Origin of the sequence: Streptomyces sp. NBC_00076, from assembly GCF_045041235.1 — a bacterium.
In the GTDB taxonomy this organism is placed as follows: domain Bacteria; phylum Actinomycetota; class Actinomycetes; order Streptomycetales; family Streptomycetaceae; genus Streptomyces.
Genome location: NZ_CP108242.1, coordinates 5,531,431 through 5,554,879, shown reverse-complemented (window position 1 = coordinate 5,554,879; position 23,449 = coordinate 5,531,431). Strand labels below are relative to the sequence as shown.

General features: G+C 69.0%; 25 protein-coding genes and 3 pseudogenes. 9 read left to right on the top strand and 19 right to left on the bottom strand.

From position 1 onward, the window contains the following. Positions 1-147: 147 nt before the first annotated feature. From OHA64_RS25285 to OHA64_RS25250, 8 genes are all read right to left on the bottom strand, one after another. Positions 148-1,776, bottom strand: coding sequence for an IclR family transcriptional regulator C-terminal domain-containing protein (locus OHA64_RS25285; RefSeq protein ID WP_405616786.1), 1,629 nt, complete (start codon positions 1,774-1,776; stop codon positions 148-150). A 269-nt stretch (positions 1,777-2,045) separates the two neighbouring features. Further along, complete coding sequence (locus tag OHA64_RS25280; protein ID WP_405616784.1) at positions 2,046-2,939, bottom strand: alpha/beta hydrolase; 894 nt, start codon at positions 2,937-2,939, stop codon at positions 2,046-2,048. Between the two features lie 145 nt (positions 2,940-3,084). Beyond that, positions 3,085-3,918, bottom strand: a complete 834-nt coding sequence (locus OHA64_RS25275; RefSeq protein ID WP_405616782.1) for an ABC transporter ATP-binding protein — start codon at positions 3,916-3,918, stop codon at positions 3,085-3,087. A 13-nt stretch (positions 3,919-3,931) separates the two neighbouring features. Beyond that, a complete protein-coding gene (locus tag OHA64_RS25270) occupies positions 3,932-4,723 on the bottom strand; it encodes an ABC transporter permease (RefSeq protein WP_405616780.1) in 792 nt (263 codons plus the stop codon). A gap of 4 nt (positions 4,724-4,727) precedes the next feature. After that, on the bottom strand, positions 4,728-5,456 hold the full coding sequence (locus OHA64_RS25265) for an ABC transporter permease (RefSeq protein ID WP_405624094.1): 729 nt from the start codon (positions 5,454-5,456) through the stop codon (positions 4,728-4,730). Positions 5,457-5,596: 140 nt separating this feature from the next. Beyond that, positions 5,597-6,574, bottom strand: a complete 978-nt coding sequence (locus OHA64_RS25260) for an ABC transporter substrate-binding protein (protein WP_405616778.1) — start codon at positions 6,572-6,574, stop codon at positions 5,597-5,599. A gap of 321 nt (positions 6,575-6,895) precedes the next feature. Next, positions 6,896-7,147 (bottom strand): hypothetical protein, encoded by a 252-nt coding sequence (locus tag OHA64_RS25255; RefSeq protein ID WP_020665475.1) that lies wholly within the window; start codon positions 7,145-7,147, stop codon positions 6,896-6,898. Further along, positions 7,138-7,725 (bottom strand): hypothetical protein, encoded by a 588-nt coding sequence (locus tag OHA64_RS25250; protein ID WP_405616776.1) that lies wholly within the window; start codon positions 7,723-7,725, stop codon positions 7,138-7,140. The genes OHA64_RS25255 and OHA64_RS25250 overlap by 10 nt, the downstream gene beginning before the upstream one ends. A 232-nt stretch (positions 7,726-7,957) precedes the next feature. On the opposite strand from OHA64_RS25250, the gene OHA64_RS25245 reads away from it, so the two are divergent. Further along, entirely contained in the window at positions 7,958-8,287 is a 330-nt protein-coding gene (locus OHA64_RS25245; protein ID WP_266658412.1) for a hypothetical protein, read from the top strand. Beyond that, positions 8,277-8,684 carry a hypothetical protein gene (locus OHA64_RS25240; protein WP_005483543.1) on the top strand — a complete coding sequence of 136 codons (408 nt, stop codon included), beginning with the start codon at positions 8,277-8,279 and terminating at the stop codon, positions 8,682-8,684. Before OHA64_RS25245 ends, OHA64_RS25240 begins: the two co-directional genes overlap by 11 nt. A gap of 111 nt (positions 8,685-8,795) precedes the next feature. On the opposite strand, the gene OHA64_RS25235 is transcribed toward OHA64_RS25240, so the two are convergent. Further along, a complete protein-coding gene (locus tag OHA64_RS25235) occupies positions 8,796-9,251 on the bottom strand; it encodes a hypothetical protein (RefSeq protein ID WP_405616772.1) in 456 nt (151 codons plus the stop codon). Between the two features lie 44 nt (positions 9,252-9,295). Further along, a complete protein-coding gene (locus tag OHA64_RS25230) occupies positions 9,296-9,967 on the bottom strand; it encodes an SDR family NAD(P)-dependent oxidoreductase (RefSeq protein ID WP_405616770.1) in 672 nt (223 codons plus the stop codon). Between the two features lie 149 nt (positions 9,968-10,116). Between OHA64_RS25230 and OHA64_RS25225 the strand changes: the two genes are divergently transcribed. Beyond that, positions 10,117-10,809 carry a TetR/AcrR family transcriptional regulator gene (locus OHA64_RS25225; protein WP_405616768.1) on the top strand — a complete coding sequence of 231 codons (693 nt, stop codon included), beginning with the start codon at positions 10,117-10,119 and terminating at the stop codon, positions 10,807-10,809. A gap of 363 nt (positions 10,810-11,172) precedes the next feature. Here the strand turns inward: OHA64_RS25225 and OHA64_RS25220 are convergent, their stop codons facing one another. Then, a complete protein-coding gene (locus OHA64_RS25220) occupies positions 11,173-12,093 on the bottom strand; it encodes a LysR family transcriptional regulator (protein ID WP_405616766.1) in 921 nt (306 codons plus the stop codon). Positions 12,094-12,262: 169 nt separating this feature from the next. Between OHA64_RS25220 and OHA64_RS25215 the strand changes: the two genes are divergently transcribed. From OHA64_RS25215 to OHA64_RS25205, 3 genes are all read left to right on the top strand, one after another. After that, entirely contained in the window at positions 12,263-13,444 is a 1,182-nt protein-coding gene (locus OHA64_RS25215; RefSeq protein WP_405616764.1) for an acyl-CoA dehydrogenase family protein, read from the top strand. A gap of 55 nt (positions 13,445-13,499) precedes the next feature. Next, on the top strand, positions 13,500-13,991 hold the full coding sequence (locus OHA64_RS25210) for a flavin reductase family protein (protein ID WP_405616762.1): 492 nt from the start codon (positions 13,500-13,502) through the stop codon (positions 13,989-13,991). Positions 13,992-14,435: 444 nt separating this feature from the next. Beyond that, positions 14,436-14,606: a hypothetical protein gene (locus OHA64_RS25205; RefSeq protein ID WP_005483531.1), complete on the top strand. Its 171-nt coding sequence runs from the start codon at positions 14,436-14,438 to the stop codon at positions 14,604-14,606. A 96-nt stretch (positions 14,607-14,702) separates the two neighbouring features. On the opposite strand, the pseudogene OHA64_RS25200 reads toward OHA64_RS25205, so the two are convergent. From OHA64_RS25200 to OHA64_RS25190, 3 genes and pseudogenes are all read right to left on the bottom strand, one after another. After that, positions 14,703-14,912: pseudogene (locus tag OHA64_RS25200) on the bottom strand (FMN reductase); the annotation flags it as partial. Positions 14,913-15,027: 115 nt separating this feature from the next. Further along, a pseudogene (locus tag OHA64_RS25195) lies at positions 15,028-15,866 on the bottom strand (transposase family protein). Between the two features lie 57 nt (positions 15,867-15,923). Continuing rightward, the gene (locus OHA64_RS25190) at positions 15,924-16,190 is read right to left on the bottom strand and encodes a hypothetical protein (RefSeq protein ID WP_405616760.1); all 267 of its coding nucleotides are present in this window, start codon (positions 16,188-16,190) and stop codon (positions 15,924-15,926) included. Positions 16,191-16,639: 449 nt separating this feature from the next. On the opposite strand from OHA64_RS25190, the gene OHA64_RS25185 reads away from it, so the two are divergent. Beyond that, positions 16,640-18,079 (top strand): non-reducing end alpha-L-arabinofuranosidase family hydrolase, encoded by a 1,440-nt coding sequence (locus OHA64_RS25185; protein ID WP_405616758.1) that lies wholly within the window; start codon positions 16,640-16,642, stop codon positions 18,077-18,079. Between the two features lie 268 nt (positions 18,080-18,347). Here the strand turns inward: OHA64_RS25185 and OHA64_RS25180 are convergent, their stop codons facing one another. Continuing rightward, on the bottom strand, positions 18,348-18,797 hold the full coding sequence (locus tag OHA64_RS25180; RefSeq protein ID WP_405616756.1) for a hypothetical protein: 450 nt from the start codon (positions 18,795-18,797) through the stop codon (positions 18,348-18,350). Positions 18,798-18,883: 86 nt separating this feature from the next. Between OHA64_RS25180 and OHA64_RS25175 the strand changes: the two genes are divergently transcribed. Both OHA64_RS25175 and OHA64_RS25170 read left to right on the top strand, forming a co-directional pair. Beyond that, the gene (locus OHA64_RS25175; RefSeq protein ID WP_405616754.1) at positions 18,884-19,213 is read left to right on the top strand and encodes a transposase family protein; all 330 of its coding nucleotides are present in this window, start codon (positions 18,884-18,886) and stop codon (positions 19,211-19,213) included. A 163-nt stretch (positions 19,214-19,376) separates the two neighbouring features. Then, positions 19,377-19,595: pseudogene (locus tag OHA64_RS25170) on the top strand (TetR family transcriptional regulator); the annotation flags it as partial. Between the two features lie 289 nt (positions 19,596-19,884). Here OHA64_RS25170 and OHA64_RS25165 read toward each other — a convergent pair. The 4 genes from OHA64_RS25165 to OHA64_RS25150 are packed head-to-tail and all read right to left on the bottom strand — an operon-like array spanning position 19,885 to position 23,283. After that, positions 19,885-20,652 carry an SDR family NAD(P)-dependent oxidoreductase gene (locus tag OHA64_RS25165; protein WP_405616752.1) on the bottom strand — a complete coding sequence of 256 codons (768 nt, stop codon included), beginning with the start codon at positions 20,650-20,652 and terminating at the stop codon, positions 19,885-19,887. Beyond that, on the bottom strand, positions 20,649-21,839 hold the full coding sequence (locus OHA64_RS25160; protein ID WP_405616749.1) for an NAD(P)/FAD-dependent oxidoreductase: 1,191 nt from the start codon (positions 21,837-21,839) through the stop codon (positions 20,649-20,651). The genes OHA64_RS25165 and OHA64_RS25160 overlap by 4 nt, the downstream gene beginning before the upstream one ends. Then, entirely contained in the window at positions 21,836-22,033 is a 198-nt protein-coding gene (locus OHA64_RS25155) for a ferredoxin (RefSeq protein WP_405616747.1), read from the bottom strand. Before OHA64_RS25155 ends, OHA64_RS25160 begins: the two co-directional genes overlap by 4 nt. Positions 22,034-22,077: 44 nt before the next feature. Beyond that, positions 22,078-23,283, bottom strand: coding sequence for a cytochrome P450 (locus tag OHA64_RS25150; RefSeq protein WP_405616745.1), 1,206 nt, complete (start codon positions 23,281-23,283; stop codon positions 22,078-22,080). Between the last annotated feature and the right edge of the window lie 166 nt (positions 23,284-23,449).

Sequence of the window (23,449 nt, the reverse complement as noted above, 5' to 3'; positions counted from 1 at the left end):
GGCGACAGCGCCACTGCGAGGACTTCGGCTGCCCTCACCCGGCTAGTGACGGGCGCATGTCACGGGCGGAGGCGCGCTCCGGCGCTCACGCGATCCTGCGCCGAACACCCCGGCCGTCGCGCGGCGGTGGCGCCGTCAGGTCTTGGTCTAGGAAACCGGCCCCAGGTCACGTTCGATACCTGCCGCCGCGGCGTGGAGCGCGGGCAGGACCTCCTCGAGGCATTCGGTGACCGAACGCCGACTGGAGTGCATGGCGACGTTGATCGCGGCGCGCACCTTGCCGTCCCGGCTGCGGACCGGCACGGCCATCGAGCGCAGACCGACTTCGAGTTCCCCGTCGACCAGGGCGTATCCGTCGTCGTCGGCCTGTGCTACAAGCCGGATCAGTTCATTGACATCCGTCACCGTCTGCGCGGTGAGAGACGTCGGAGCTGAGGAGGCGAGGATCGCGGCGTATTCGTTCCTGGGCAGGCCGGCGAGCAGTACGCGGCCCATCGCGGTGGCGTACGCGGGCAGTCGTGTGCCCACTGTGGCGTGGACCGTCATCAGGCGGGCGGGGGCAGCGCGGGCGACGTAAAGGATCTCCGAACCGGAGAGCACTGTCATGGACGCGGAGTCGGAGAGCCGGTGGGACAGGGCCGTGAGATGAGGTTGGGCCAATTGCGCCGGTGACAGACGCGACAACGGAGCGTAGCCCAGCGAGAGGATCGCGGCGTTGGGCCGGTACAGCCCGTCCTGACCGGTGACATACCCGAGGTGGTCCAGCGTGATCAGCGCGCGCCGTACGGTTGCCCGTGGCAGGCCGGTGAGACGGGCTATCTCGGCATTTCTGAGGGCTTCGCGGCCCGGGCCGAAGGCGGTCAGCACGCTCAGACCGCGGGCGAGGGACTCGATGATTCCGCGCCCGGACTTGGAGACTTCGGTATCGAGCGGTGGTCTGACCGCCGCGGCCGGTGGTTCCGGCGGCGGTGTGCGCAGTTGTTGTTCCATGTCTGCCACGGCGCTCCGCACAGCGGGCAGCGCGGCCCGTGCCAGCGCTTCCGCGCTCGGGTAGCGTCCGATGAGGCTGACCACGTTCACCACGCACACCAGGTCCCCGTCCGGGGCATGGACGGGGTGGCCGAGGGCGATCAGGCCGGGCTCCAGCCACTGGTCGTCGAGAGACCAGCCGTTGGCCTTCGCGGCGGTGGCGCGTTCGCGGAGATCGTCCGTACACGCCTCGATGAGGTTCCCGCCGCGCACGCAGGGGTGGTGCGCCCGGTGGTGTTCCCATTCGGCGGGGCTCCAGGTGGCGGCCAGCAGCGCGCCCGGCGCCGAGGCGTCGAGTGGCAGCCTGTCGCCGATGCTGCAGACGATTCCCATCCGCCGGTCGCGCTCCGCCGAGTGGACGAAATGGGCGCCGTGCCGGTCCGGCACGGTCAGGGTGACCCCCTCGTCAAGTTCCTCGGCCAGCGCGTCGGCCCGTGGTCCCAGGAGTTCGGGAATCCTGGCAGCAGTCAGGTAAGCGTTGCCCAGCTCCATCAGTGGCGGGGCCAGCACGGCTCTACGCCCCTCGATGTGGACGTAGCCCATGGCGCCGAGGGTGACGGTGATGCGGTCGAGGGTGGCCCGTGCGAGGCTTGTGCGGTTCGCGAGCTCTTGCAGGTCCTCCTGCCCGCCGGCGTCCCCAAGAGCCTTGAGGACGGCGATCCCACGTATCAGAGGGCCGACCGCCTCGGTGGGCACCTGCTCCGTTGCGGCGCCGTCCACCTCACTGGCCGCGACCTCGGCCGTCATGCCGTCACTCCTTGCTTCGGTGCAGGCAACAGTAGCCGATCAGTCCTCCAGAGGGCCTGGGAGTCCGGGTCGCTCCGCCAAGGACGGGCGACGGAGCGCGGTTGTATCGGTCGGAAACCGGCGACGCAGAAATCCCTGGTACGAGTGTGTGTTCCGGGAGGCGATCCACCGGCTCGACGAGATTGAGCCGGCCTGCCTGGACCGTCGACGGGCGGGAGGCCGTCCCCGCCCGCTCGTCCCTGAATGCGTCGCCGACCGGAGCGCCGGTGTCAGTCGTTGAGTGCGCTGCGCAACGTGGTGGCCATCAGATCGATGGCCTGTTTCGCCGCCGGCACCGGGCCGGTGTGGGTGAAGTAGTGGTCGACCCCCTCGAAGACACGGTGGGTGACCGGGACGCCTGCGGCCTCCAGAGCCTTGGCATAGGCGTCGCCTTCGTCGCGCAGGCGGTCGTTCTCCGCGGTGATGACCAGGGCGGGAGGAAGTCCGGCGAGGTCGTCGGAGAGTGCGGGAGAGACGAGGGGATGCGCGCGGTCGGCGGGATTCGGGACGTAGGCGGCGGTGAAGATCCGCATGAGCTGAGGGCTGAGCAGCGGTTTGGCTATGAGGGACTGCTTGGTGGCCGGGTCGGCGAGCTGGTCGAGCGGTGCGGAGTCGATGATCTGGAGGCGGGGCGAGAAGGTGCCGCGGTCCCGGGCCAGGCGGCAGACCGCGGCGGTCAGGTTGGCTCCGGCACTGTGCCCGCCCACCGCGAGGCGCGAACCGTCCCAGCCGCCCTCGGGACCGTGCTCGGCGACCCAAGCGGTGACGTCGTACGCCTGGGTCACGGGAACGGGGAACTGCCGCTGCGGGGCGACGGCGTAGTCCACGTTGATCACCACACAGCCGGCCGTGGCGGCGATGGAGCAGCAGATGTGGTCGTCCTGCTCCGGGCGGCCGACCACGAAACCACCGCCGTGGAAGTTGACGTACACGGGAGCGAGGGATCCGGTCGTGGCCGGCGGGCGGTAGACGGTGCAGGTCACCGGTCCGGCACCGGTCTCCACCCGGAGGGTTTCGGTGCGCTTCGGGAGGTCGGTGAAGCGCAGGTCCTTGTGCACGCGGGACATCATGCGGCCGAGCAGCAGTTGGATGCCTCTGGCCTGGACTCTTGAACTGAACGCCATGGCGTTGCCCACTTCTTCACGGTTCGAATGACAGGTTGGAGGGGCGGAGAGCACCGAGCCGACCACCGCGCGCGCCGCCGTACCTCATGGCGCATCACCAGGGGTGCGTGCAGTGTCACGGGCCGGCCCCGTGCCGTGCGGTGTGTCAGGCCCCGGCCTCCTGTGAGGCGAAGTCCTTGCTGCGGTCGGGCGCCTCCGTGTCCGTGTCGCCGCTGAGGTGTTTCGCGCGTTGGATCTGTTCGTAGACGTGCGCGCGCAGTTCGGCGAATCGCGTGCTGGAGCGGGTGTGCAACTGGTCGCGCTCGTCGGGAAGATCGATGGTCAGATCCTCCTGCACGACGGTCGGCGACTTGGACAGGATGATGGTCCGCTGGCCGAGGTAGACCGCTTCATCGATGTCATGGGTGACGAACAGGACGGTGACGCCCAGCTCGTGCCACAGGTGCCTGATGAGGTCCTCCAGCTCGGCGCGCGTCTGTGCGTCGACGGCCGCGAACGGCTCGTCCATCAGCAGCACCTTCGGTTCGAACGCGACGGCGCGGGCGATCGCGACGCGCTGCTGCATTCCTCCCGAGAGTTGCCAGGGGTAGGCATGGTGGGCATCGGCGAGACCGACCACCTCCAGCGCGTGGTCGACCAGTTCCTTCTCCCTGGCCTTGCCCAGCTTCTTGCGGCGAAGCGGCAGGGCCACGTTGTCGCGCACGTTCATCCAGGCGAACAGGGACCGGCCGTACTCCTGGAACACGACGGCCATGGCGGGTGGCGGTCCCGCGATGGGACGGCCTTCCAGACGGACCTCGCCGCTGGTGGGGTCGAGCAGCCCCGCCATGCATTTCAGCAGAGTCGTCTTGCCGCACCCCGACGGTCCGACCAGACACACCAGTTCTCCGGCAGCGATATGAAAGGTCAGGTTCCGCAGAGCTTCGACGCTGCGGTTGCGTCCGGTGTAGATCTTCTGCAGATTGCGTACGTCGAGCATCGACGTCTCCTTGTCAGGGATTGCGCTGAGCCCGGCGCAAGCCGTGGTACCAGGCCAGGACCCGGTTCTCCGTGAACCGGAAGAGCAGCGACAGGACGAAACCGAGCAGGCCGAGCAGCAGGACGCCGCTCCACATCTCGGGGATGGCGAAGGACCGCTGGAACTGCACGACGGCGAAGCCGAGTCCGTTGCTGGCGGCGAACATCTCGCTGATGACCATGAGGATGATGCCGATCGACAGGGACTGACGCATGCCGGTGACGATCTGCGGGCTCGCCGAGCGCAGTACCAGGTGCCACAGGCGTCGAGTGCCGGTGATGCCGTACGAGCGGCAGGTGTCGCTGAGTACCTCGTCGACGGCACGGACACCCTCGACCGTGTTGAGCAGAATCGGCCACATGCACCCGCTGACGATGACGAGCACCTTCATGGTGTCGCCGATGCCCGCGAAGAGCATGATGATCGGTACCAGCACCGGGGGCGGTATGGCCCTGAAGAGTTCCATGACCGGCTCCAGGAAGTCGCGCACGAGGCGGCTCATGCCGATCACCAGCCCCAGCCCGACTCCGGCGATGACGGCCAGCAGATAGCCGGCGGTCAGCCGAATCACGCTGGGCACCACGTCGGATGTCAGCCGCTCGCCCGTCCAGACGTCTGCGAACTTCCCCAGGATGGTGGAGAGCGGAGGGCTGTAGAAGTCGGTGCTGCCGGCGGTGAGGAACCACCACACTCCGAACAGGACCAGGGGCAGGCCCAGGACCAGCGAGGCCCGACGGGCCACGTTGAGGACAGTCGTCCGAATCATCCGGCTACCCTTCCCTGCGGATGGACTGATGCCAGTGCAGCGCCCGCCGCTCGACGGCCCGGGCCACCAGGTTGATCGCGATGCCCAGCAGCCCGGTGACCAGGACCAGGGCGTAGACGTCGGGTACCGCGCCGGAGGTCTGGGCGACGGCGATCTGGTTGCCCAGCCCCGGCGAGCCGATGACGAGTTCGGCGGTGATCGCCAGGACCAGCGCCACGGTGGCGGCCAGCCGTACGCCCGTCATCACATACGGCAGCGCGGTGGGCCACATGACGTGGCGCACCCGTCCCCACGTGCCCAGCTGGTAGCTGCGGGCGGTGTCGTCAGCGACCGGGTCGACGTCCTGCATCCCGGCCAGCACCTGGACGAGGACCTGCCAGAAGGAGGCGTACACCACCAGCAGCAGTTTCGATCTCAGGTCCGTGCCGTAGAGCAGTACGGCCACCGGGATCAGAGCCACCGACGGGATTGGCCGCAGGAACTCGATGGTCGAGGCGGTGGCCGCCCGCAGCAGGGGCACCGATCCGATCACGATGCCCGCCGTCACGCCTGCCACGACGGCGATGGCCAGTCCGATACCCCACCCGGTCAAGGTGTCGCCGAGCGCGGTCCAGAACGCGCCCTCGGCGAGCACCTGCCACAGGGCCCGGCCCATCTCCGACGCGGGCGGGAGGTAGTCGGCGGAGACCGCACCGGTGTGGGGCAGCACTTGAAGCAGGACCACCAGGCCCATCAGGCCCGCTGCCCCACGCAACAACGTGGCGGCCTTCCCCGGAGAGCGCCGGACACGTCGCGTGTCCTGCCCGTCGGGACCGGTGACGGTCCCGACGGCGCCGCCGCTCTTCGTCAGCGCAGAGGTGCTCTGGGAACCGCTCATGAGAACAGGGCGTCGAGGTCGGGCTTCTTGCCGCCGAGGATGCCGTCCTTCTCGCCGAGGGAGGCGAGCTTCTCCAGGGACTTCATGTCGTACTCCGCAGTCCAGCTCGGCAGCGTCAGGTTCTTCAGCACGTCACCGCTGATCTTGGTGTAGGTGGTGAGGATCTGGCGCGCTTCGTCGGGGTGCCCGGCGGCGTACTCCAGGGACTCGGTCATCGCCTCGGTGAACTTCTTCACCAGCTCAGGGTCCTCCTGCGCCAGCTTGGTGGAGGCGAAGTACGTCGCGACGGTGAGCTTCGGGTCGGTGTCGGCGAACGGGGACGCCACGACGCGGGCGCCCTGTCCCTTGCCGATGGTCAGCGCCGGCTCGGCCATCCAGGCGGCGTCGACCCGTCCGCCGGCCAGCGCGGCGGGCATCTGGTCGAACGGCAACTCGACGAACTTGACCTTCGAGGGGTCTCCTCCGTCCTTGCGCACCGACTCGCGGACGGTGGTGTCCCCGATGTTCTTGAGGGTGTTGACAGCCACTGTCTTCCCGGCGAGATCCTTCGCGGACTTGACCTTGCTGTCCTTCTTGACCGCGACTCCCGTGACGTCCTTCCCGGTGACGCCGGTGGAGGCGTCACCGTTGACCACGGACTTGACCGGCACACCCCTGGACTGCGCGATCATCAGCGAGGTGACATTGCTGAACCCGAACTGGAACTCGCCGCTCACGACACCGGGGATGATCGCGGCACCACCCTGGGCGGTCACCAACTCCAGCTTGATGCCGCGACTGCTGAAGAATCCCTTCTTCTCCCCCAGATACAGCGGCGCCACATCGACGATGGGAATGACCCCTACCTTGACCTGCGTCGTCTTGCCTCCGTCCGAGGGCGAGGAACCGCCTGTCGCAGAAGACGAGGATCCACATCCGGTCGCGGCCGTGAACGTGACCGCTGCTATGGCAAGCCCGATGATGCCTCTTCGCATGGGCCTCTCCTGACGATTGTGTGCGCTGTGCGAAATATTGTCCGTGTCCCGAACGGTAGCGGGAGGCTATGGCCGGGTTTGCGGTGCGTCAATAGGTGGCGTGACACCGGTAGTGCCCGGTCAGGCAGGCGCGCGGCGAGCCGGAGCCCCGCCACCGGCCGAAATGCACTCCTCTGTCGGGGCGTTGCTGGTGTGCCGAGATCATCGCTCGGTCCGTAGCAAGGCTGTGCCGTTGGCCGTTCCGTCAGCGGCCTGACCCGAGCGGTGGGCGACCGTGCCGGACGTCTCGTCCAGCCGCGAGGTGCCACCGAGCGGCACCGTTCACCTTTCGACTTCTACGGAGGTGTGAGCAGTGCGAGTGGCGGCCAGGCGCAGGTCCGTGCGGAGATCGAGCGGGACCGCATCGCTGGGGCCGGCCGCCGCATGCCAGGAGTCGTCGATCGCTGAGGGGAAGAGGGCACGGGCGGCACGAAGGGTCGCCGCCGCGGGGGCAGTGGCCTGCGTCTTTTCTTCCGCGACCCATTGCCTCCGCGCTTCGGCGAGCCTCGGCTGGATTGGAGGAGTCAGGGCCACACCATCACATCTACTACACCGAGGCCGGCTTCCTTCCCCGGCACCTGGGCACGGCCTGCTTCATCGTGATCAGCTACCTGTCGGGGATGCGGGCAGGCGAAGTCCTCAGCCTGGAACGCGGCTGCGTCGAACGAGACCAAGCCCACGGCCTGGTCCTCCTGCGCGGCAGACACTGGAAAGGTGTCCGCGACGCTGTCGGCGACAAGATGCCTGAGGGTGAGATCCGGGCCGATCCGTGGGTCGTCACCGAGGTCGTCGCTACCGCCGTCGCCGTCCTGGAACGGCTGCACACGAGCACCTGGCTGTTCCCGGCGACGTTGTTCACCGACGGCCGCGACGGCGCGACCATCCTGCGCAGCCGCGTCGGCGGCTCCCGGTCGGAGACCCGGATCAACCACGACATCGCCGAGTTCCTGGCCTGGGTCGAGACCTACTGCACCGAGCACGGCCGCAGTGACCGCATCCCGCCCGACCCGGTCCACCCGGTCATCTACTCCGCTCGCCTGCGCCGCACTCTGGCCTGGTTCATCGTCCGCCGGCCGCGGGGCCTGGTCGCCGCCGCGATCCAATACGGACATCTCCGCGTCCAGATGACCCTCGGCTACGCCGGAAGCTACGCCTCGGGCTTCCCCGACGACCTCGCGTTTGAGGACTGGTTGGCCCGGTTGGACACTCTCGCCGACGCACACCAGCGCCTACGTGAAGGCGAGCAGGTCAGCGGCCCGGCAGCCGAGACCTACCAGCACCGCGTCCAGGCCGCCACGCGCTTCGCCGGGAGAGTCCTGCGCACCCAAGCGGCACGCCAACGCCATGCTCACCAACCCCGACTTGCAGATCTTCCCCGGCAAGGGCATGACCTGCGTCCTGGACCCGAAGCGAGCAGCCTGCCGCCTGCGGAGCGAGGAGGACGGCACCCGCCGCACCCCCGACCTCGACGACTGCCGCCCGAACTGCGTCAACATCGCGCGGACCGATCGCGACATCGAACACGTCCACGTCCAGATCGAGCGGCTACGGCCGCTCGTCGACGACCCGCTGGCTCCCGCCTTCCGACACGCCCGCGAACAGCACGAGCTCGACCGCCTGGAACGCATCGTCACCGCCCACGACCACACTGGAGAACCCCACGATGGCCACTGACCGCGACGCCGAACGCGACGCCATCACCGCAGCGATCCAGCGGCTGTTCGACGGCCGTCCAATCCGGTCCACGGGGGCGCTCACCACGCTGCAACTCGCCGCAGAGGCAGGCGTCAAGCGCTGGGTCCTCACGCATAAGCACGTCGACTTGAAAGAAGAGTTCACCCGCCGAAAGTCCGAGGCGAACGGCATCCCGCCCGCGTTCCAGCATCTGCACGCCCGCCCAGCAGACGCCGAAGCCGTCGCCCGCGCACTGCGGGAGGACAACGGCCGGCTCCGCGAGCGCGTCGCCGTCTATGCCCAGGTCATCCACGAACTCCGCACCGAGCTGGACCGGCGCACCGACAACAGCACCCAGCCCAGCCCCGTCCGGAGCCTCCCCACCAGCATCACCTGACGCGCGAGGCGGTCGCGGCGCTGACCCTTTCCCAAGCCTGGTACGTGTCACAAGAACTGCGATGCGTGTCTGGGATGGGGAACTCCGTCGACCGCATCAGCCGGTCGAGTGCTACCGGCCCGGCCGCTCGGGCTCCATCCGGAAGCAGACCAAGCGGGTCTTCGCGGCGGCCGTGCGCAGCTCGTCGCCGGTGGGTTGCCGGTCGCCTGGGAGGCCGAGCATCAGGCCCTTGGTGGCCTTGGGGCCTTTGCGTCGGCCGAACTCAGCCAGCAGGGCGGTGACTTCCTCAGGGTCCTCGACGACCGTGGGGACGGCGGTGTGGTCCTGGCCCCGGATGCGCAGCCGGACGGGGGACCCTTGGCGCATGCTGGGGATCCAGCTGAGCCGGGAGGACATGGCGAGCACCGTGCCGGGATCCCAGTCGAAGTAGCCGATGGGGACCGTGAATTCGCGGCCCGTCCTGTGCCCGTTGTACGTGAGCAGCATCAGGCGCCCGCTCAGCGGCTTGTGGAAGCGGGAGGCGAGCAGCGGCCGTACGACCTTGTTGGCGGCTCGGAAGATCTTCACCAAGGGTGGCCTGGTCGCGTTCGCCGCGGGTGTGCCGGAGGTGCTCACCTGATGCCGCCGGGGACGGTGTGGACGATCTCGGCCTGGTCGCGCTTGGTGTACGCGTCCCAGTAGTGCTCGGCGATGGTCTCGGGCTCGGTGCCGGGACCGCTGCCGATGAACACCCCGATCGCCACGTGCGCGGCGTGCACCCCGCGCTCGGCGAGGTCGATGCCCAGGGCCATGGCGTAGTTGCGCAGGGCCGCCGCCGCGACGCCGACGCTGCCGAACGCGCCGCCGCTCGGCCGGATGGAGGAGGCGCCCGTGGAGAACAGCAGGGTGCCACTGCCGCGTTGGAGCATGGCGGGCAGCACCTGACGGACCGCGGCGACCGCTCCGTACAGGTAGTAGTCGAGCTGCTTGTGGAGGTCCTGCGCCGTGGCGTCGACGGCGGCGGCGCCGGCGAACGTGGGGTCGGCGGGTGAGTACTCCAGTACGTCGACGGCCCCGAACCGGTCGGCGACCGCGGCGAGCGCCGACTGCAGCGAGTCGGGGCGCGTCACGTCCGCGGCGAAGCCCGCGGCCTCGATGCCCTCCTCGGCGAGCTGTGCGGCGAGCGCGTCGAGCTTGTCCTGGGTCCGGGAGACCAGGGCGACCTGGAACCCCTCCCTTCCGAAGCGGCGGGCGATGGACAGGCCCAGGCCGGGGCCTGCCCCGATGACGGCGATGACGGGCATGGCTGGTGCTCCTGTGGTCGGACGGACTGAATGGATGAGGCGCACCTCCCGCCATGACAGCGGTCAGGACTGAAAGTCGAGGGCAGCCTCATGTTCTTGGAGCGTAGCAGAGAACATGAGGCAACCCTCCGGTTGGTAGCCTGAGTGACATGGCCATCGACCGTCCGTCCGCCTCCGCCGAAAACCCGGCCCCTGTCCGCCCCCTGCGGCGCGACGCGCAGCGCAACCGCGAGGCCCTGCTCACCGCGGCCCGCTCCTGCTTCGCCGAGCAGGGCCTGGAGGCACCCCTGGAGCAGGTGGCCAAGCGGGCCGGGCTGGCCATCGGCACGCTGTACCGGCACTTCCCCACCCGGCTGGACCTGGTGCAGGCAACCTTCGCCGAGAAGCTGGCCGCCTGGCGGGAGGCCGCCGAGAAGGCCGTCACCATGGACGACGCCTGGGCGGGGCTGTGCCACTTCCTGGAGACCATGTGTGAACTCCAGTCACAGGACCGGGGGTTCAACGATCTGGCCTCCATACGGTTGCCGGAGAGCGCCTGTCTGGCGGGCGCCCAGACCCGCATCCGTGAACTCGGTGTACACATCGTCGAGCGTGCGCAGGAGCAGGGCAGCCTGCGCCCCGACCTCACCCCCGAGGACCTTGCCTTCGTCATCTGGTCGCACAGCCGCGTCACCGAGGCCACCCACGCCATCGCCCCGGACGCCTGGCGCCGCCACCTCTACCTTCTGCTCGACGGCTTCCGAGCCGACCGCGCCCACCCGCTGCCGGCGCCGCCGCTCACCGAGGAGCAGCTGTACCGCGCCATGATCAGCCTCGGCGGAAACGGGGCCTGCGGCGCCTGACCGTCGGCACGCGTCGTTGTCCCAAGGCGCCGCGGGGGTGCCCCTTCCCGGCGACCAGGCCGAGCCGGTACGTGTTCCGTCCCCGCGCCGCAGAGTTCGCGGAGGCGTTCGGTGACCTCCGCGTGCACCAGCGACACGGCGCGCTCGAAGGCCGCCTCGTCGGCGAAGCATTCGCACATCCAGACCACGTCCGGGTCCTCGCTGCTGACATGCATCAGGTAGAGCAGCCACGACGCCACGCTCTACAAAGACTGCAACACAGTCGAGCGTGCCATCAACAAGTTCAAGGAATGGCGGGGGCTGGCCACCCGCGACGACAAGACACTCGATATTCCTCAGCGGCGCACGGAAGCCCGGTCGGCGTCACGCCGAGGAGGCGGCAAGGGTCCGCGCGCTGCTGAAGGCAGCGGGCGTTGACCAGTCCTGTTGGCGAAGGAGGTCCAGCAGGGCGGTTTCGGCCGGCCCCGGGTCGTGACGCACGCCGACCAGGACCCGTTCGGAGAGGGCGGGGGCCAGCGGCCTGGCCAGCTGGGTATAGGGGGGCGGGACGGTGGAGGCGGGGACCATGGTCACACCCAGGCCATGCGCGACCAGTTGTACCGCCGTGGCGATCTGAGAGGCGCGTGCCACGGTCGAGGGAGTGAGCCCGACGCGCCTGAGAACCTGGCCGATCTGTTCGTCCAGGAGGCCGCCACGGGTGAACCGCACCCAGCCCTCGCCGGCCAGGTCCTCCAGTCGTACGGAGTCTGCCCGGTGCAGGGGGTGTTGGGGAGGAAGGATCACGGCATACGGCTCCTCGCCCAGTTCGTGGACGTCGTAGCCGCACTCGGGTGCGAGGTGGTGGTACAGCACCAGATCGACCGTGCCCAGGTGGTCGAGGCGTTCCATCTCCACCGGCGTGGGTTCTTCCACGAGAGTCACATGAAGGCGCGGATGGATGCGCCGCAACTCTCCCAGGGCGGCGGCAAGCTGGTTGGTCGCCAGGCCGGTTGAGGCGACCATGAGGAGTTCGCCCGTCAGATCGCCTCCGCTGGCACGTGCCGCGGCGCGGGCTCGGCGGGCGGCGCCCACGGCGATCTCGGCCTCTTTGAGGAAGGCCCGCCCGGCGACGGTCACCGCGACTCCGCGCGGGATCCGGGTGAAGATGCGGACGCCGAGATCCTTCTCCAGCGCCGCGACCTGATGGGAGACCGTGGGCTGGGCGACACCGAGCCGGGCGGCGGCCGCAGTGACAGAGCCCTCTTCGGCCATGGCCAAGGCATATTCGTACTGGCGCAGGTTCATCGGTTTCTCCTCACGTGACCCATAGAAGCATTCTATGGCACGTAAGCAAATGAACTATTTGCTTCTATGGATAGTCACTCATACCGTGATGCTCATGGCGCGGTCAACACGAGGAATTTCCCGGTGCCGCCGTTCTGAGGAGAAAGCCATGGGACAGAAGTCGAAAATCATGGACAGTGAAATTCAGGAGCTTGTTGACAAAGCTGCGGAACTCGTTCCCCGGCTGGCTGAAATCGGCAACCGCTCGGACAGCCTGAGTGAGGACCCGACGGAGGCGATGAAGCTGCTCAATGAAGCCGGCTTCTGGCGTCTGCAGGTCCCGGCTGCATACGGCGGGTACAGCGACGGCAGCGTCGCGTTCGGCCTGGAGGCCCTGTACAAGATCTATCTGTCTATCGGTCGAGGAGACGCCGCCGTCCTGCTCAACACCGTCGTCGGCTCCGTTGTCCTGGCCGAGCTCTTCAGCAGCGATCTTCCCGAAGCGACCAAGCGTCAGGTGGCAGATGACATCGCCACCGGCCGGAGGTTCCGCTTCGTCGCGTCCGCCTCCGAGACCGGTGTCGCCACCGGCCCGACCACCGCGCGCAAGGTCGACGGCGGCGTGCTGGTCAAGGGCACCAAGTCCTTCAACAGCAACAGCGGCAGCGCGGCCGAGGGCTACGCAAGCGTCTCCGCCCAACTAGAGGGCTCGACGTCCCTGGTCACCGCCCTGATCCCGCTCGATGCCCTGGCCGTTCGCCTCCACGGCGACTGGGACGTCATGGGCATGCGCGGCACCCAGAGCCAGCGCATCACCTACGACGACGTCTTCGTCCCCGACGGCTGGTACACCGTCCAGGCCACGCGCGACCCCCTGCTGTTCCCCATGGCACAGGCCGGCCAGGCGATCATCGTTCTCGGCCCTGCCTACGGGGCACTGGACGCCGCGATCGACTACGTCAGGGCCTCCACCACTCCCACCGTGAAGATCTACGACTCGATCCAGACCGACCCGTTCGTCCGGCGGCGCATAGGCGAGTTCCGCATCAAGCTGGACGCGGCCCGAGCCCTGCTGATGGAACTCGTCCGTGCCGTGGAGAACGCCGACGACAAAACCGAAATCGCCCAGCTCATGATCGACGCGCTCTCCGCCAAGACCGCCGCGACCAGCATCGCCGTCGAGGTCGCGTCCGGGATCGTCGACCTCACCGGGACCCGCAGCGCCGCCGCCAAGTACAACATCGACCGTTTCTGGCGCAACATCCGCACCTTCTCCCAGCACGACCCCAAGGTCGATGCGGCACAGTACTTCGTCGGCGGCTACCACCTGGCCGGAGAAGTCCCCGGCATGGAGGTCTACGTCCGTGTCTGACAGGCTCGCCGGCAATGACCGCCTCGCCCAGCGCGGTACAAGAAGAGAAACTCCCGTGACCGCACCCGACGACCTCGAACTCGCCGGACGCTTCCGGGAGGCCATGGCCTCATTTCCCAGCGGCGTCACCATCGTGACCACGGTGGATGAGGACGGACGCCCCTGGGGGTTCACCGCGAGCGCCTTCTCCTCGGTCTCGGCCGAACCGCCGCTCGTCCTGGTGTGCCTGTCCCGGACCGCCGAGTGCCACCAGGTGTTCGAGCGCTCCACGCACTGGACCATCAACATCCTCAACGACGGCCACCAACCGCTCGCCCGCCGGTTCGCGACCCGCGGCGCGGACAAGTTCGCCGGCGACGAGTTCCACCTCGACCCCGAGGGCGTGCCCTACCTACCCGACGCGTCGGCGCGCCTGCACGTCTCCGCATACGACCGTCACATCTCCGGCGACCACACCATCCTGGTGGGACGCGTGCACGACGTCCGACTCGGACAGGACCCGGCGACCGTCTACTTCCAACGCGGCTTCCACGCACTGGCCGGCTGAGTCCGTCCTTCCGGCGAGCCAACCATCCAGGGGCCGCACACTGACACCAGGTGTGCGGCCTCGGCCCGAGAACGGCCGACCGCGGGTGCCGGCTCCTGCAGCGGCCTGCTTTGTCGGCGAGTCACTGTGCAGCCGGTGGCCTGTGCACCACCGCTCCTGGCGTACTCGGCGTCCGCATGCGGGCGATGCACCGGGCAGGACGGGCGGTAGCCCCAGCAGGCGCCGCAGTCGAAGTTCTCGAGCTCGACCTGGGACCGGCCATCCGCGCGGAGCGGCGTGAAGGTGTAGCAGTCGCGGACTTCGGTGATCCGGCCGGCGCGGGAATCGAAGGCGTACTACTCGCGTCGCGCAGGAATCCGCCGAGCCTGGTCTTGTGGCGAGTTCCTTCCTGTCCATGGACGACCGCGGCCGAGCACGTGCCGGAGATGTTCGACTCCGATCTGCATGGGCGACGCTCCGGTCGAGAACGTCGTCGAGGCGTTCGTCCGGGACATCGAGGGCTACGCCAAGTTCGGCATCGAGACGGTGATGCTGGGTCCGCGCACGGGTGAGCAGGCGGCCTGGATCGAGCAGTTCGTGGCCACGGCGGTGCGGCGCGCGGCCGAGCTGGGCTGAGACCGGGGAACCGGAAAGAGCGAGCGAGCTGAGGCCGGGAACCGGAAGAAGGGCCGGAGCCTATGCGGCTTCGGCCCTCGATCATGCGTACATCGATCAGGCGGCGGTGGACGCGGCCTCGCCGTGGATCCGACCGATGACCTCGACCAGCTGCGTGGCGACCTCGGCATCGTCGGAGGGGTGCGTCTCGGCGAAACGGACCACGGAACCGGCGATGGACGGCTTGGCGTCCTGCAGCACCCTGGCGCCGGCGATGCCCGCCGCCTTGTGGGCCGCGCCCTGCGCCCAGAGGCCGCCGAACTGGCCGCGCTCAACGAGTGGGCACTGTGCATCGTGAAGTTGCTGGTCACGGTTCTGGTGTGTGCGGGGTTCGGGATGCTCGTGCTGGTCGTGGGTGGATGACTTCGGTGAAGATCGTCGGTCATCGGGAAAGTTCGCGGTTTGTGAGGACGAGCAGGGACCTGACCAGGGCGGTCGCCCACGTCGGGTCGGTGCGGACCTTGCCGAGCACGCGCCAGTTCTTGAGGTGGGCGAAGCCGTGCTCCACCGGTGCCCGGACCGCTGCCAGTGCGGTGTTCGACAGCTTCTGGCCGCGGGTCAGGGGCCGGTTCCGGGCGGCCTTGTAGCCGGTGATCACCGCCGGGTCGGCGTCGGGACCGCTGTCATCGAGCCCGACGAAGCCCAGGTCGGCGATGGCGCCGAGGCCGGCCGCCCGCAGCTTGGCGGTGAGCTGGTCGTGTCGGCAGGCGGTGATCTCCGAGGTGCGTCCGGGCCGGGCCGCCGAGACCCAGAGCAGTCGGCCGCGGTCGTCGGTGAGCGCGATGACGAGCAGACCATGGCATTTGCTCTTGCCGGAGTAGTTCTTCCGGTTCTCTTTGCCGGTGCGCCGCCGGGTGCGGATCAGCGTGCCGTCCAACAGCACCACCCCGCCACCCTTGTGGGCGATCTTTTTGAGGGCGCGGTCCAGGCGCGGGGCGCGGGCGGCCAGCAGGCCGACGACTTCCCGAACCCACCGGGTCACGGTGGTGCGGTGTATCCCGTTGCCGCCGGCCAGGTCGCCCGGCCGCTGGTCACAGCGCAGTACCGCGAGCACGATGGCGGCGACCTTCCCCGAGGGCAGGGCCCGCCACCGTGATCTGATCTTCTTGCAGCGGCCGCGTATAGATCGGCGAGCCAGTTCAGGGTGGCACTCGACAGCGGCAGGCGGGCAGTGTAGACAAGGCCGTCAGGGCCCTCGACGGGATGGTTGTTTTTCTTCACACCAAACTCAACTGCCGCCGGGGGCCCGCGAGTTACGCCCCGTCGGCGCCCGCCTCCCTACGCCTGCGCGCATGCGGTGAACCTGCCGTCGGGACGCTTGTGCGGCCAGTCGCGGTCGGCGAGCTTGGTCATCTTCGCCCGCAGCGGCTCCAGCTTGCCGCGCACCGAGGCGTCCAGGCCCAGCCGCTCGCCGACCGCCCTGACCTGCACCGGGCCGTCGGCCTCCCGCACGATCGCCAGGATCTTGCGGTAGTCGCCGGGCAGCGCGCCCTCATCGGCCGCGTCGCTGCGGTGCGGGATGAGCAGGACTGCTCGCCCGGCCACTCGCACCCCGCTCGGCGAGTTCTCGACGCTCCCCGCACCGCAGACGACCGCCGCGGGCGCACGTCGACCGGACCGGCGTCAGTGAGTGCCACCGGCCCCGCCGCGAGCACGGGTCGGGCACCGAGCCGAACCAGAGGCTCGGGTGAGCGACCTGGGCGGGGTCCGCAATGATCACCAAGCCCGCGCACGCACTGCCACCTGCCCCTCACGCCAAAGGCCCGTACAACCAAGGGACTTGAGGCCGCCTGGTTCAGCCTGTGAATGTTCCGGCTTGCGAGTTATGTGAGAGGTATTGACGTTGTTCACCGGTTCCATATCATCCAGTTGATCGACACTCCGACCTTTGTTCGACATAGCGAACACCTCAGGGGTGCGTGTCGATCGAGGTCCGCACAGTCCCCGACGGGCCAACCGGAAACCCGCTCACTCAAGCAGGACGACGAGGTCCCATGCGCAGACGTAGTTCCCGCCGCAGACATCTGTCTGCGGTGCTCGCCGCGGCGGTCGCGGTCATGATCTCATTGGCGGCCCTGATCGTCGCCAGCCCGGCCCAAGCGGCCACCACCAGCGACGTGCGCAGTGTTGATTCCGGCCGCTGTCTCGATGTGGCTGGCGTCAGCCAGACCGACGGCGCGAACGTGCACATCTGGGACTGCCACGGCGGAACCAACCAGCAGTGGACGTTGACGGACAGCAACCAGCTGACCGTGTACGGCAACAAGTGTCTGGATGTCCGGGGCGGCGCCACCACGGCCGGGACCCCGGTGCAGATCTGGACGTGCACCGGCAGTGACAACCAGCAGTGGCGGGTGAACTCCGACGGCACGATCGTCGGCGTGCGGTCCGGGCTGTGCCTGGACGTCTCGGCCTGGGGCAAGGCCAACGGCACGGGGGTGCAGATCTGGTCGTGCACCGGCGGCGCCAACCAGAAGTGGACCGGCCTGTCCGGGACGGGCAACGCGTGTGCTCTTCCGTCGACCTACCGCTGGACATCGACCGGCCCGCTGGCGCAGCCGAAGGCGGGGTGGGCCTCGCTCAAGGACTTCACCAGCGTCGTCCACAACGGCAAGCACGTCGTCTATGCCACGACGCACAACACCTCCGCCGGTGACGACGGGCGCTGGGGATTGATGACCTTCAGCCCCTTCACGAACTGGTCCGACATGGCCACCGCCACCCAGAACACGATTCCTTTCGGCGGCATCGCGCCGACGCTGTTCTACTTCGCCCCGAAGAACCTCTGGGTGCTCGCCTACAACGGGGCTTGGCCGTACAGCTTCGGCTACCGCACCTCGAGCGACCCCACCAACCCCAACGGCTGGTCCGAGCAGCAGGAGCTGTTCACGGGCACCCTCCCGAAGGGTGGCCCCCTCGACGTGACCCTCATCGGCGACGACACGAACATGTACATGTTCTTCGCTGACGATGAGGGCGGCATCTACCGCGCCAGCATGCCCATCGGCAACTTCCCGGGCACCTTCGGTTCGTTCACGAAGATCATGAGCGACTCGGCGCTCAACCTGTTCGAGGCGGTCGAGGTCTACAAGGTTCAGGGCCAGAACCAGTACCTCATGATCGTCGAGGCCCAGAATTACACAGGGTATGGTCGCTACTTCCGCTCGTTCACGGCCACCAGTCTCGGCGGCACGTGGACACCGCAGCCGCAGGCCGACACCGTGACCAGCCCCTTCGCCGGCAAGGCCAACAGCGGCGCGACCTGGACCAACGACATCAGCCACGGCGACCTGGTTCGCACCAACCCCGACCAGACCAAGACCATCGACCTTTGCAACCTCCAGTTCCTCCACCAGGGGCTCGACCCCAACACCGGCAGCATGGACTACGGCCTCCTGCCGTACCGACCGGGGGTACTGACACTGCAGCGCTAGCCGGTGGCGTGACGCAGGTCCTGGTGTTCCTGACGTTCGCGGGCAACGACGTACGCCGAACCGGGTGAGCGTCACAGCGAGCGATCAGGAACGGGTGGAGTTGGAGCGGCGGGCTCGGTGCAAGGCCGAGCCCGCCCGTGCACGCGGAGAACCCGGATGGTGGCCGCCTCGTCCTGGTCGACCACGAGACGCGGAACGTCTCAAGCCTGGTGAGTCGGTCGGTTTCAGGGTTCGTCGAGTGAGCCGGGGTCGCCGGCGTCCGAGGTGATCACTGGGCGGCGGCGCGGTCGTCCGGCTGGTTGATCCACACGTTGGTGGGGACGATCGGCGGGGTGGGTGGCTTGTTGACGAACCGCTCAGGGGTGCGCTGGTAGACGGCGGTCAGGACGTCGGCGCGGACGGCGACCATACAGACGACGGTGTAGCGGCTGTAGATGTCGATGATCGAGTACAGGTGGCAGAAGACCCGTTTGCCCGGTCCGCGCAGCCGCGTTACGTCCCGGGATCGGATCTCGTCCGGGCGGGTGGCCGGCAGTTCCGGTTGGGCGTGCGCTGGGTGGACGGCGTGGCGGCGACACTCACGGACCTCGTCGTGCTCGCGCATGATGCGGTACATGGTGGACACGCTGGCCACGTACACGCCTTGGTCGAGCAGCTGGTGGTATACCGATGCCGGGGCCGTGTCGGCGAAGTCGCCGGTGTTGAGCGGCGACCGCACGGTGACCCGCTCTTGGGTCGACAGGGCGCGTGGCTGCGGTCGTGCGGCGGGCGCGGCTTGGCCGACGGCGGCGGGGACTGGCGGTAGTGGCCAGCCTGGGCCCGGCCGGTGGCCCGGTACGCGCCCCCGGGCAGGGGCGTGAGCTCCGCCACGGCTGTCTCGATCGCGGTGTCGATCATCGTCCCGACGCCGACCCGGCGGTGATCACCGGCTACAAGGCCGCCCGGAACCGGCCCCTGACCCGCGGCCAGAAGCTGTCGAACACCGCACTGGCAGCGGTCCGGGCACCGGTGGAGCACGGCTTGGCCCACCTCAAGAACTGGCGCGTGCTCGGCAAGGTCCGCACCGACCCGACGTCGACGACCGCCCTGGTCAAGTCCCTGCTCGTCCTCACAAACCGCGAAGCTTCCCGGTGACCGACGATCTTCACCGAAGTCATCCACCCACGACCAGCACGAGCATCCCGAACCCCGCACACACCAGACCCGTGACCAGCAACTTCACGATGCACAGTGCTCATGCCTCGACACACCGTCAGGCCCTACCCACCCAACAAGGTGACAGCGCCGGCAGTCGCAGTGGCAGGCCGAGATGGCCGGCATCCTCGCCCGACGCGCCGGAGTGGAGCCCGACGCCGACCTGCGCCCCGCACTTGCCGCCGGTGTCGCCCTCACCGCGTTCCAGACCGCCCTGCGCCGCTGGGTGGACAGCGACGGCACCAAGGCCATGGACGAGCTGGTCGACCAGGCTTTCGCGATGATCACCCCGGCGCTCGACCTGAGCACGGACCCGAGCTGAACCTGCCTGCGGCCGGGCAGGCGTCGGTCCCGCTGTCGAGGCCGAGCGCCTCCAGCGGCTGCACCCGCAACTCTGACGTGCAGACGCTCCGCCGGGACATCGGCCCCGTCGGCTCGTGAGGGCCGCGCACACGGCCGGACCGTGCCCGCAGCGGGACGTGCACTCCGTCCTGTGCCGCGTCCGCGCCCGCACGAGGATCCGCTCGCCCCTTGGGAAGCGGTCTCACAGGGCATGGGCATGCGGTGTCCGGTCCCCGATGCGCGGGCCGGGCACCGCATGGGTGGCGGGGTCAGACGGCCGACCAGCCGTTGTCGACGGGGAGCACGGCGCCGCTGATGTTGCCCGCCGCGTCCGAGGCGAGGAACACGATGGCCGCGGCGACTTCCTCCGCCGCGGCCAAGCGGCCCACGTTCTCCCGGTAGCGGCCCACGATCGAGGCGCCGTCGCCATCGAACGTGACGGTGTCGGTGATGTGGGTCCGGGTGCCGCCGGGGGCGATGGCGTTGACGCGGATGCCGCGGTCCCGGTACATGACCGCGGTCGACTTCGTCAGGCCGATGATCCCGTGCTTGGAGACGGTGTACGCGGTGCCGGCGGCGCTGCCGCGCAGAGCCGCCTCCGAGGCCGTGTTGACGATGGCGCCGTTGCCGCGGGCCAGCATGTGGGGCAGGGCGGCGCGGGTGAGCAGGAACGGAGCGGTGAGGTTGATCCGCATGACTCGCTCCCATTCCGCGTCGCTCACGTCGGCGGTGGCGGTCATGGTGTCCATGATTCCGGCGTTGTTGACGAGCACGCCGAGGTTGCCGAAGGACTCGACCGCGGTGGTGATCACCTCGTCGACCGTGCCCTGGTCGCTGAGGTCGCCGACGACCGTGCGGGCGGTGCCGCCGTTCGCCTCGATCTCCTTGGCGACGGCCTCGGCGCCGACCTGATTGATGTCCGCGACAAGAATCCTGGCCCCCAGGCTCGCGAACCGCAGCGCGGTGGCGCGTCCGATGCCGGACCCGGCGCCGGTGACGACGACGCCCCGTCCCTCGAAGTCGGTGGTGTCACTCATGCTGCCGCTCCTTCCAGGAGGGATGTCGCCTGGCGCCAGGGGGTGCTAGCGGCGATGGCCTGCTGCCATGGGCGGATGGTCTTGGGCGGCATGCCGACTGCCAGGACGCCGGTGAGACGGTCGCCGGTGCGGTAGACGGCGGTGAACTTGCGTTCTTCCAGGCTGCCTTCGGCGATCCGCATCTCCTCGTGGCCGCGCAGGTAGCCGTAGGCGCGGATCTTCATGTCGTACTGGTCGGACCAGAAGTAGGGGACGGGCGCGAACGGCCGCCGGGCGCCCAGGAGGTTGCGGGCGGCGGCCATGCCCTGCTCGGCGGCGTTCGTACGGTGCTCGATGCGCATCGACGTGCCGAAGAGCGGGTTGTGCCAGCGGGCCACGTCACCCGCGCCGTACACCCCGGGCGCGGCGGCGCAGAACTCGTCGCAGACCAGCCCGTCGTCGAGGGTGAGGCCGCTGCCGGTCAGCCACTCGGTGTTGGGCCGGGAACCGACGGCCACCAACACCGTGTCGGCCTCGACCACGCTGCCGTCGCCCAGTCGTACGCCGCCGGGGACGACCTCGCTGACCCCAGTCCCGGTGCGCAGGTCCACGCCGTGGTCGAGGTGGACCTGGGCGAGCATGCGGCCGACGTCCTCGCCGACCGCGTGGGCCAGCGGGACGGGCGCGGGTTCCAGGAGGGTCACCTGGGTGCCCAGGCCGACCGCCACCGACGCGGCCTCGGCGCCGAGGAATCCGGCGCCGACCACGGCCAGGGTGCGGCCGGGGCCGAGGCGGTCCTTCAGGGCGAGGGCGTCGTCCAGGGTGCGCAGGACGTGGGCCGGTGTGCCGGGCAGGCGCCGGGGGCGGACTCCGGTGGCCACGATCAGTCCGTCGTACGGCACCTCCGTACCGTCGGCGAGCAGCACGGTGCCCTCTGCGACATTCGCGCCGATGGCCTCGCGGCCGTAGCGGGCGTCCAGGTCAAGGGCGTCGAGGTCGGCCTGGGTGCGCAGGGGCAGTCGGTCGGGGCTCCAGACGCCGGAGAGGATCTCCTTCGACAGGGGCGGGCGGTCATAGGGGGCGGCGGGTTCGTCGCCGATGAGGGTGATCGTGCCGGTGTGGCCCTCCCGGCGGAGGGTTTCGGCGGCGGCGAGGCCGGCCGCGGAGGCGCCGACGATGACCACGCGGCCGGTCGTGGTCGCGCTCACGACTCCTCCAGGCGGATGGCGGCCGCGGGGCAGACGGTGGCGGATTCGCGGACGGCGTCGTGGAGTTCGGCCGGCGGGTTGTCGTCGAGGAGGACGACCATGCCGTCCTCCTCGCGCTGGTCGAAGACGTCGGGGGCGAGCAGTACGCACTGGCCCGACGCGACGCACTTGGGGACGTCGACTTCTACACGCATGACGTTTCTTCCCTGCTCTCGGTGGGGGGATCGGGGGGTTGCGGTCACCAGGTGACGGGCAGTTCGCGGACTCCGTAGACGGCGGTGGCCTCCTTGAAGGCGATCTCCTCCATCGGTACGGCGATCTTCAGGTCGGGAAGCCGGCGGAAGACCTCGGGCAGGACGATCTGAAGTTCGGCGCGGGCCAGCGGCTGGCCCAGGCACTGGTGGATGCCGTAGCCGAAGGCCAGGTGCCGGCGGACGCCTGCACGCTCCAGGTCGAGGTCGTCGGGGTTCGTGAAGAACTCCGGGTCGCGGTTGGCGACGTGGACGGGAATGATCACGCCCTCGCCCGCGTGGATGGTCACGCCGCCGATGGTGACGTCGTCGATGGCGGTGCGGCGCAGTCCGCCGTGCACGATGGACAGGTAGCGCAGGAGTTCCTCCACCGCGCTCGCGACCTGGTCCGGTCCGCCGAGGAGGTGCGGGATCTGGTCGGGGTGGTTGAGGAGGGTGATGGTGCTCAGCGCGATCATGTTCGCCGTCGTCTCATGCCCGGCGAACAGCAGGAAGGCGCTCAGGTCGGCGGCGTCCTGGTCGGTGATGACGCCCTCGTCCACCTGTGCGGCGAGCCGGGTGACCACGTCGTCGCCGGGGGTGGCGCGCTTGGTCTGCACGAGGCGCAGCAGATACTCGCCGAGGTTGGCGAACGCCCGGGCGGCCTCCTCTCCCGTGGCGTTCAGGTCTACGAGGGTCTTCGACTGCTCCTGGAAGAACGGGTGTTCCTCGTAGGGGACGCCGAGCAGTTCGCAGATGACCAGGGAGGGAAGCGGCAGCGCGAAGTGCTCCACGAAGTCGGCGGGGCCGCTCAGCTCGGTCAGGTCGGTGAGGAGTTCGTCGGTCAGGCGGGCGATGGCCGGGCGCAGCGCGTCGATGCGCTTGATCATGAACTCGCGGGTCAGGGTGCGCCGCATCGTCGCGTGGATGGGGTCGTCGAAGTTCTGGAAGAAGCCGCGCGGGGCCGGCTGCTCATCTTCCTTGAAGTTGGGTGCGCCGGGGCGCGTCGGGTCGGAGCTGAACGCCGGGCTGCCCAGTACCGCCCGGGCGTCCTCCCAGCGGGTCACCAGCCACGGAGTGAGGCGCCCCTCCCACAGGGAGACACGCGTGACGGGCTGTTCCTCACGCAGCCGCTCATACAGCGGCGGGGGGTCCAGGGGAGCGTCCTGCGGGCGGGTGAGCGTGAACGCGGGGACATTCGGAGACGAGGCCATGACTGTGCCTTTCCACCATCGGTTAACGCCGTTAGTCGAAGCATTGTTAGACTAACACCGTTAACCGAGGGGTCGGAAGCCGGTATCGGACCTGACGAAGCGCCGACTGCCGGAGGCGGAGTGCACCGAGGGTCGGTAGGCTGCTGCCGGCAGCGAGGAGGGGGCC